At 45.8% G+C, this 9,301-nt stretch carries 5 protein-coding genes; all 5 read left to right on the top strand.

All coding sequences use genetic code 11. The features are described 5' to 3' along the window. Positions 1–55 precede the first annotated feature (55 nt). Complete coding sequence (locus tag ISR87_14740; protein MBL7026698.1) at positions 56–1,939, top strand: T9SS type A sorting domain-containing protein; 1,884 nt, start codon at positions 56–58, stop codon at positions 1,937–1,939. Positions 1,940–2,065: 126 nt separating this feature from the next. Further along, entirely contained in the window at positions 2,066–3,097 is a 1,032-nt protein-coding gene (locus tag ISR87_14745) for a DUF697 domain-containing protein (GenBank protein MBL7026699.1), read from the top strand. A 267-nt stretch (positions 3,098–3,364) separates the two neighbouring features. Next, a complete protein-coding gene (gene aceE / locus ISR87_14750; GenBank protein ID MBL7026700.1) occupies positions 3,365–6,037 on the top strand; it encodes a pyruvate dehydrogenase (acetyl-transferring), homodimeric type in 2,673 nt (890 codons plus the stop codon). Between the two features lie 285 nt (positions 6,038–6,322). Beyond that, entirely contained in the window at positions 6,323–7,585 is a 1,263-nt protein-coding gene (locus ISR87_14755; GenBank protein MBL7026701.1) for a 2-oxo acid dehydrogenase subunit E2, read from the top strand. A gap of 15 nt (positions 7,586–7,600) precedes the next feature. Continuing rightward, complete coding sequence (lpdA, locus tag ISR87_14760) at positions 7,601–9,016, top strand: dihydrolipoyl dehydrogenase (protein ID MBL7026702.1); 1,416 nt, start codon at positions 7,601–7,603, stop codon at positions 9,014–9,016. The last annotated feature ends 285 nt before the right edge of the window (positions 9,017–9,301 follow it).

Here is a 9,301-nt window from a genome sequence, read left to right on the forward strand (position 1 = left end):
TTCTCCAATAGCCTCGATTGAATTGGTGAGTCCATATCCTAGCCCTGATAGTCTCTTGGCTATACAAACCGACATTAATGAAGTCAGCCTGTCGTGGGTCGCACCAACATTTCCCACAATCATGGGACAGCTTGGATACGATTCAGGTGTCTACGCAGGTGCTTATGAATCATGGGGGGGTGGGACATATGATGTTGCCATCAAATATGATGCGACTGACCTGACCGAAATGGTGGGTACAGAGTTGTTGAGTATCGGTTTTGTTCCAGCAAATGAATTGGGGACATATACATTGAAAATGTGGACTGGAGAGGATGCAGTAAACGAAATCTTCTCTCAATCCGTTACGACTTTCGATCTAGATGAATGGAATGAGATTCCCCTGGAAACACCCTATGTTGTAAGCGATTCAGCAATTCTTTATATCGGTTACAGTGTTGAGATCTTCGGTGGCTTCGCCTTTACCCATGATGGTGCTAGTCCAGTTCGCCCTGGTTACTCAGATATGGTGCGTACGGGTGGATGGTGGTATGACCTGAGCTCTGGATTTGGTGTAACAGGCAATGTAAATGTACATGCCAGTTTTGATGCCACACCAGTTCCGCCTGTTCTTGAAGCCTATAGCATTTATCGTGATGGCGAAACCATTTTTACCACAGATGATTCTACTACGACTGCTTATCTAGATACAGGTGTTGAATTTGGAGAACATCATTACGCTGTTTCAGCTGTTTACACGCTTGAAGAATCTGAAACAACAGATCCAGTGAGCATTTATCTTCAGAATCCCTACTACCCACCCACTTCCTTTGTGGCAGAAATCGATGAAGCCCAGACCGTTCAGTTGAGCTGGTCCATGGACACAGACCACTACAACCTGCACTGGGATAACGGTGTCTATGAAGAAGCTCTGGGTGTCACTGAGGGAGGCAATATCATTGGGGCAGCCAGATTTTCACCTGATAACCTGGTTGACGCAGATGGCGATATGCTTGAAATGATACGCTTCTATCTGTATGATTATGCTCAAATTACTGTCAAGATCTGGACGGGTGAACTTGCAGAAACCCTGGTCTATGAGCAGGTAGTTTCTAATCCTGTAGCCTATGGATGGAATGAAGTAGAAATCACTGAACCTGTTGAGATTAGTGCTTCTGATTGGTTCTGGATTGGCTTCGAAGCAGTAGGTACTCTGGATGGTGAGTATCCTATTGGTCTTGATGAAGGTCCGGCAGTTATTGGCTATGGTGATCTGGTTTCAATCGATGGTGGAGCAAACTGGTTGCTACTGTCCGGCAATGGATGGGACAGGAATGTGATGGTTCAGGGTGTTGTCAGTGACAACCTTGGTGGAACCTCAGTCCTCAGCCTCAACAGCACATCAGATGGTCATGTATTTGAAAGCACGTCAAATGCTCTGGCAGTGGCAGGTGACACAGGGATACGTGAAACACGAGAGACATCTCTCATGGGATTCAATGTGTATCGTAACGATGTCATGGTTGCTACCATCGACCATCCAGGAGTACGCAGATACACCGAGGTTGACGAGTTGGATGAAGACCAAAGCTATATTTACCATCTGACTGCGCTTTACACCCCTGATGTTGAGAGTGTGGCTTCAAATTCAGATACCTTGTATGTTCCAGTGGCTGTTGATGATGCCCTGATTCCTACAGAATTTGCTTTGAAGGGCAATTACCCCAACCCCTTCAACCCGGCAACTACCATCGCATTTGATCTTCCAGAAACTCAAGATGTCAAAATCCACATCTTTGATATGCGAGGAAGTCTGGTACAGACACTGGTGAATGGGGCCTTAGAAGCTGGTAGCTACAATATTCTATGGATGGCTGAAAATCAGGCATCTGGAGTTTATTTCTACCGAATGGAAGCGGGATCCTTTAGTGCAACACAGAAGATGATGTTGCTCAAATAAATCACGTTACAGAGTGTTTGGTTAGTCACTCCTCCGCTAAACAAAGAAGCCCACTTTTTAAGTGGGCTTCTTTTATTTTATGAGGTACCATTATTAGCATATCAGAGTTAGTTTTAGATAATGAAAATGCTAAAGCGCCTAGTCCTATTTATTATCGCCCTTTTCGCATACCTCATTTTGAGGGAAATGCTCAATTTTTATGTACTGGCCTACACGGCGAATCCTTATCTCGGTTACCTGGTTCTGGCAATCCTTATCTCAGTCTTGGTCTACTTTGTGGTCATCCCCTTGTACAGGATCAGTAGACTCAGTGGTGACCCAGGCCCCGTAAGGAAAAAGCGAAAAGAAGCCGAGCTCATGGAAATGCGCCTGCAGCGCAGGATGGGAAATAAATATCTCAAGGAAATAGGGTATTCCAATCCAATGGTAGGAAGCCTGAAAACGCGTTACGAGTTATCAACTCAGGAACTATCTCAACGCTGTGATGAGATCAGGCGAAAATATGTAGTTCATTTGTTTTATAGTAGTGCCGTATCCCAATATGGATTTATCGATGCCATACTCATCTTTTCAGCCAATGTGAATCTGGTGAAGGAAATTTTCACCCTCTATACTGGTCGGGCCAGTGGGAGAGACTTGTGGCAGATTATGAAACAGATTTACTATTCAATAGCTATTGGAGGTTCCGAGGGAGTGGAGTTCGCAGTGGAAGAGCTGATCTCCAAGATGGGCTCGGATACCTTAAAGAGCATTCCCTTCTTCGACAAGGTCATGGCCTCTATTGCCAGTGGTTTTACCAATGCCGTGTTGCTGTCCCGTATTTCATTGATTACTGAAAACTACTGTAGAATGACTTATATCGAGTCGACCCGTGATCTTTCTCCTGATCCCAGACAGATTCTTGATTCCACCAAAGCCATTGTAGCAGAACCTATTCGTCACATCAAACAGCAATTGAACGATATTGCCAGGCAGAAAGCCATCGACTTTTCGCGCTATGCTCTCAATCCTACACGCACTGTCATTGAAAAAGCCCTGGACAAATTCACGGCTCAATCAGATGCGGAAGAAGCCCAGTCTGTTAAAAGAAGTATTGCCATTGGGCTGAACCCCCTGAAATATTTTAGCATGCGCCGAGCTAGAAAATCCAAAAAATAGAGTGTATCTAACCCCGGGTTTAAACCCGGGGTTTTAAATCGGAGATTATCCATTTCGGTTTAGATTGTCCCGAGATTAAGAGTCTACAAGAATCAATGCGGGGAGTTCCAATATGGGACAAAAAATCGGGATAAATCGGTATAGAGACTGCGATTGCTATTGCAGCTTGAAGATTTGCGACTATTATAGTCACGTTAGTATGAGTTACTCTGAATTATCCTACCAATTTTCAATCCAAAAAAATACAAATATTTATTGAGGTATGCCGTGGCTAGTGTAAACATTAATAAAGATACCGATCCCCAGGAAACCAGTGAGTGGCTGGATTCTCTCGCAGCTGTTTTTGAAGAGGAGGGGGTTAATCGAGCCCATTTTCTGGTAAATGAACTTATCGATTATGCCAGCCGGCATGGTGTACGACTTCCCTATAGTCCCAACACATCCTACCTGAATACCATCCCCGTTTCCCAACAGCCGCAATTTCCTGGCGACAGGGATATCGAACGTCGTATTAAATCTATTGTGCGTTGGAATGCCATGGCCATGGTGGTTCGAGCCAACAAGGTCAGTGATGGTATTGGCGGTCACATCTCAACCTTCGCTTCTTCAGCAACTCTCCTGGAGATAGGCTTTAATCATTTTTTCAGATCAGCCACCGATGAGTTTGGTGGAGATATCGTATATTTTCAAGGTCATGGTTCACCGGGAATTTACGCACGCGCCTTTTTGGAAGGTCGCCTCAGTGAACAAGACCTGGTAAACTTTCGTCGTGAATTAGCCGATGGTGGCGGTCTATCATCCTATCCACACCCCTGGTTAATGCCCAATTTCTGGCAGTTCCCAACTGTTTCCATGGGTCTGGGACCCCTGCAGGCTATTTATCAAGCCCGCTTTATGCGCTATATGGAAAACCGCGAACTGATTCCAAGGAGTGATCGCAAAGTCTGGGCTTTCCTGGGTGATGGGGAAATGGATGAACCAGAATCGCTGGGAGCAATTACCCTGGCTTCCCGTGAAAAGCTGGACAACCTAATCTTTGTTGTAAACTGCAACATGCAACGACTAGATGGTCCTGTCCGCGGAAATGGCAAAGTGGTCCAGGAGCTGGAAGGAGCCTTCCGAGGTGCTGGCTGGAATGTCATTAAAGTTATTTGGGGCTCAGAATGGGATGAGCTGCTGGCCAAAGATAAAGACGGTATCCTGGCCAAGCGTATGGAAGAAGTTGTGGATGGTGACATCCTCAAATACATCGTTGAAGGTGGCGCTTATATTCGTGAGCATTTCTTTGGAGCATATCCTGAACTGCTTGAGATGGTGAATCATCTCAGTAATGAAGACCTGGAAAAGCTGAAACGCGGTGGACACGATCCTGCCAAGGTCTATGCCGCTTATGCTGAAGCATTGGCCCATGTGGATCAACCTACTGTGATCCTGACCAGTACTGTTAAAGGTTATGGAATGGGTGAAGCTGGTGAGGGTAAAAACATCACCCATGGCCAGAAAAAATTAAATGAAGAAGAATTAAAAGCCTTCCGCAGCCGTTTTGGTATTCCCATCTCAGATGAAGAGGTGATCAAGGCTCCCTTCTATCGTCCAGATGAAAATTCTGAAGAAGTCAAATATTTAAAAGCCCGCCGTGAAGCATTAGGTGGAAATTTCCCGGCTCGTCGGAGCTCAGCGGAACCCACCCAAACTCCTGAATTGTCAGCTTTCAAAGCTGCGCTTGAGGGCACTGGGGATCGGGCACAATCCACCACCATGGCCTTTGTGCGTATTTTATCAATGCTGACCAAGGATAAAATCATGGGCAAGCGGGTCGTGCCCATTGTACCAGATGAAGCCCGAACTTTTGGTATGGAAGCCCTGTTCAGGAGTCTGGGTATTTACTCAAGCGTCGGTCAGCTATACGATCCAGTGGATTCGGATCAATACCTGTATTATCGAGAAGATATCAAGGGGCAAATTTTAGAAGAGGGTATTACTGAAGCAGGTTCTGCAAGTTCCTGGGTTTCAGCTGCCACATCCTACAGCACACACGGTGTCAACATGATGCCATTTTATATTTACTACTCCATGTTTGGATTCCAGAGAGTAGGCGACATGTTCTGGCTGGCTGGTGATATCCGTGCCAGAGGCTTCCTGCTGGGAGCAACTGCTGGCAGAACAACCCTCAATGGGGAAGGTCTCCAGCATCAGGATGGACACAGTCTTCTTGCTGCTGCAACCATACCCAATTGCCGTGCTTACGATCCTGCATACTCCTACGAGATTGCAGTCATTATTCAGCATGGAATGAAACGAATGATGCAGGAACAGATTGATGAATTCTACTATCTCACCCTGGAGAATGAACCCTATATCCATCCAGCCATGCCCAAGAATGCCGAAGAAGGTATTATTAAGGGGATGTATCACCTTTCAAGTACGGGTAAAGCCAAAGCAGATATGCACGTTCAATTAATGGGCTCTGGAGCTATCCTGGGTGAAGTGCTGGCGGCTGCTGACATTCTTAAAAAGGAATGGAAAGTTACTGCCGATATCTGGAGTGTCACGAGTTATTCAGAACTGAGATTGGATGCCCAGGATGCACAACGCTGGAATCGTCTACACCCCACCAAGGAGAGGCGTAAAGCCTACGCGTGTGAGCTCATGCACAATAAGGTTGGTCCTGTGATCGCAGCGTCAGATTACATCAAGCTGGTTGCTGAACAGATATCCATTTTTATCGATAAACCATTTATTGCATTGGGAACTGATGGATTTGGCAGAAGTGAATCCAGGGAAAATCTCAGGAAATTCTTTGAAGTTGATCGTTATTCCATCGTAGCTACAGCACTTTTCCAATTACAAAAAATGGATGTGATCAAAGGCGATGTCGTGGCTAGGGCTATCAAAAAATATGGTATCCAAACTGAATCAGATAATCCAGTCAAGCGTTGACGAGGGTGTCATCCTGAGGCTCTCGAAGGATAGACAGGAGGCAAATATTTTTGTATACTTCGACCAGCCTACGCTTTCAAGCTATGGCTTGGCAGGCAGGCTCAGCATGACGTCTGTCCATCGGGCTTGTCATCCTGAGCTCATCGAAGGATGAAAATATCATATGTTTTATATAGAAAAAATTAAAGAGAATTGATATGCTTCGACAGGCTCAGCAAGACATGCCAAGAGATTTAGTGCTATAATATTATCTCATATTGAAATCGATTGAAGAAAGATAAAACCATGCTAAAAGAAATAATCATACCGGATCTTGGGGAAGGCATTGATAGTGTTGAAGTCGGAGAGATTAATGTCAAACCGGGTGATCATGTAGATGTGGGTGATATTCTTGTCCTCCTGGAAAGTGACAAGGCCTCCATGGAAATTGAAGCTGAGATTGCTGGGACAATAAAGGACGTTCGCATTACAACAGGCTCTGAAGTCAGTACCAATACCATCCTGGCCACCATTGAAGCAGATGAAGTTGAAGCAGAGGCTGCTCCTGAACCTGATGAAGTTCAAGCAAAGAAAAAACCTGCAAAAAAAGCAGAGGTGGAACCTCCAGTTGAAGAGGAAATCCCCAAAACACCCATTGAAGTTCCCGTTACCAAACGCCGTGTCATACCTGCCAGCCCATCGGTGCGCAGGTTTGCCCGTGAATTGGGTGCTGATCTCAGTCAGGTCAGCGGAACCGGTCCCAAGGGTCGTGTCCTCAAGGAAGATGTTCAGAATTATGTAAAGGGTCGTCTCAGCGATGCACCAGCCACAGGTATAAGCAGACCCGCCCAACCTGAAATTGATTTCAGCCAGTGGGGTGAAATTGAAAAGGTTCATTTGAGTAAAATCCGTCGGGCCACTGCGGTCAATCTCCAAAATGCCTGGCAGACCATTCCCCATGTAACCCAGTATGATGAAACCGATATTACGGATCTGGAAGCTTTTCGTCAGACTTACAAGCATTCTGCAGCCAAAGAGGGGGGTAAACTTTCGATTTTACCCTTTATCATGAAAGCGGTTGCCAATGCCCTCAAGGAATTTCCAGATTTTAATAGTTCATTGGATGCCACGGGTGAAAACCTGATCCATAAAAAATATATCCATCTGGGAATAGCTGTAGATACCCCAAATGGTCTGGTGGTTCCAATTATTCGTGATGTTGATCAGAAAAGTCTGAATGAACTTGCTGTGGAATTGGTGGATGTGAGCACCCGTACCCGGGATCGCAAAATCAAACCTGCAGAACTGGTTGGAGCAACATTCTCTATTTCAAGTCTCGGTGGAATCAGCGGAACTGGTTTTTCACCCATTGTTAATCCACCACAAGTCGCCATTCTCGGTGTGTCGCGATCCAAGATTAAACCAGAGTATGATGGCGCTGAATTCCAACCACGTCTCATGCTGCCTTTCTCCCTATCCTATGATCACAGGGTCATCGATGGAGCTGCTGCAGCCAGATTTACAAAATTTATCGCTGATGAATTGAAAGCGATTAAGAATTTATTTTAGTTTCAGGAGTTTTGGATGTCTAAATCCCTTCATGCCGATGTTGTCGTTCTAGGTGCTGGTCCAGGAGGTTATGCTGCTGCATTTCGAGCATCTGATCTTGGCAAATCTGTCATTCTCATTGACAAGGATAAAACCCTGGGTGGCGTTTGCTTAAATAGAGGGTGTATTCCTTCCAAAGCCCTGCTCCATCTTGCACGGGTAAAATCTGAAAGCTCTGAAGTGAAGCACTTTGGTCTGACTTTTTCAGAACCGGTATGGGACCTTGAAGCAGTTAAAAAGTGGAAGAACGAGAGAGTCGTTGGTCGCCTGACCAAGGGCATCGCTGCCCTGGCCAAAGCCCGCAAAGTCCAGATTGTAACTGGATCAGGCGTATTCACATCTCCAACAAGCATTGAGGTAACTGGAGCTGATGGTATCGTTGAAGTCACCTTTGAAGACGCCATTATTGCAGTAGGCTCGCATCCCACAAAGATTCCTGGTTTTCCTGAAGATCCCCGGATCATGGATTCTACTTCAGCACTTGATCTGGATGGTATCCCAGAAAACCTGCTCATTATTGGTGGTGGCTATATCGGTTTGGAAATGGGCACGATCTACTCAGCTCTGGGATCAAAAGTCACGGTGGTGGAATTCATGCCCAATCTGCTTCCTGGTGCCGATCCAGACGTGGTCAAGCCCCTGGAAAAGCGTTTGAGGAAAGATTTTGCATCCATCCAGACAGGCACCAAAGTTTTGGGAATTGAACCCCACAAAGATTATCTGGAAGTAAAAATTGAAGGTAAATCCGGACCTGAGACCATGCAGGTTGATAAGGTCTTGGTGGCTGTGGGTCGTCGTCCTAATACATTTGGCAGTGGCTTTGAAAACATCGGTCTGGACATAGATGAGCGTGGGTTCATCAAGGTTGATGAGAAGCGAGGGACCAATATTCCGCATATCTATGCCATCGGTGATATCACCGGAGATCCCATGCTGGCCCACAAAGCGACTCATGAAGGCAAAGTGGCTGCAGAGGTAATTTGTGGTCAACCTGCTGCCTTTGATGTATCCATCATTCCTGCTGTTATCTTTACTGATCCTGAAATAGCCTGGGCTGGGTTGACAGAAACTCAAGCCAAAGAGCAGGGCATCGCATACGATAAAGGCGTTTTCCCCTGGTCTGCCAGTGGTCGTGCTCTGGCTCTGGGTCGTACTGAAGGATTCTCAAAGGCTCTGTTTGACAAAGAGTCTGGTAAATTGATTGGGATGAGTATTGTTGGGACCAATGCCGGTGATCTCATCGCTGAAGCGGTTTTGGCCATGGAGATGGGAGCTGATGCAGAAGATATTGCCCTCATCATCCATCCTCACCCAAGTCTATCAGAATCTGTAGGGAATGCAGCTGAGATCGTAGCTGGCAGCATTACCGATCTATTCTCTCCAAAGAAATAAACTTCTGAGGGTATAATGTCAGACTTCCGGATCATTGATATTGAACAATGGGCACGGAAGGAACAATTCCATTTTTTTAAGGGATATGACAACCCCTTCTTTGGGTTGACTGCAGATATTGAGGTCGGCAAACTTCTCGAATATACCCGTCTTCTATGAAAAAGAAAGTCAAGGAAAAAAGATTTCCATGCCATCATATTTATAGATGGTTCTTTGACGGTGCGTCCTACCCCGTCCCTGTGAGTATTCCTGGCCTTTGTTGAGAACGGTAAGGGCATGCTGATT

Source organism: Candidatus Neomarinimicrobiota bacterium (assembly GCA_016784545.1).
Taxonomy (GTDB): domain Bacteria; phylum Fidelibacterota; class UBA8477; order UBA8477; family JABMPR01; genus JABMPR01.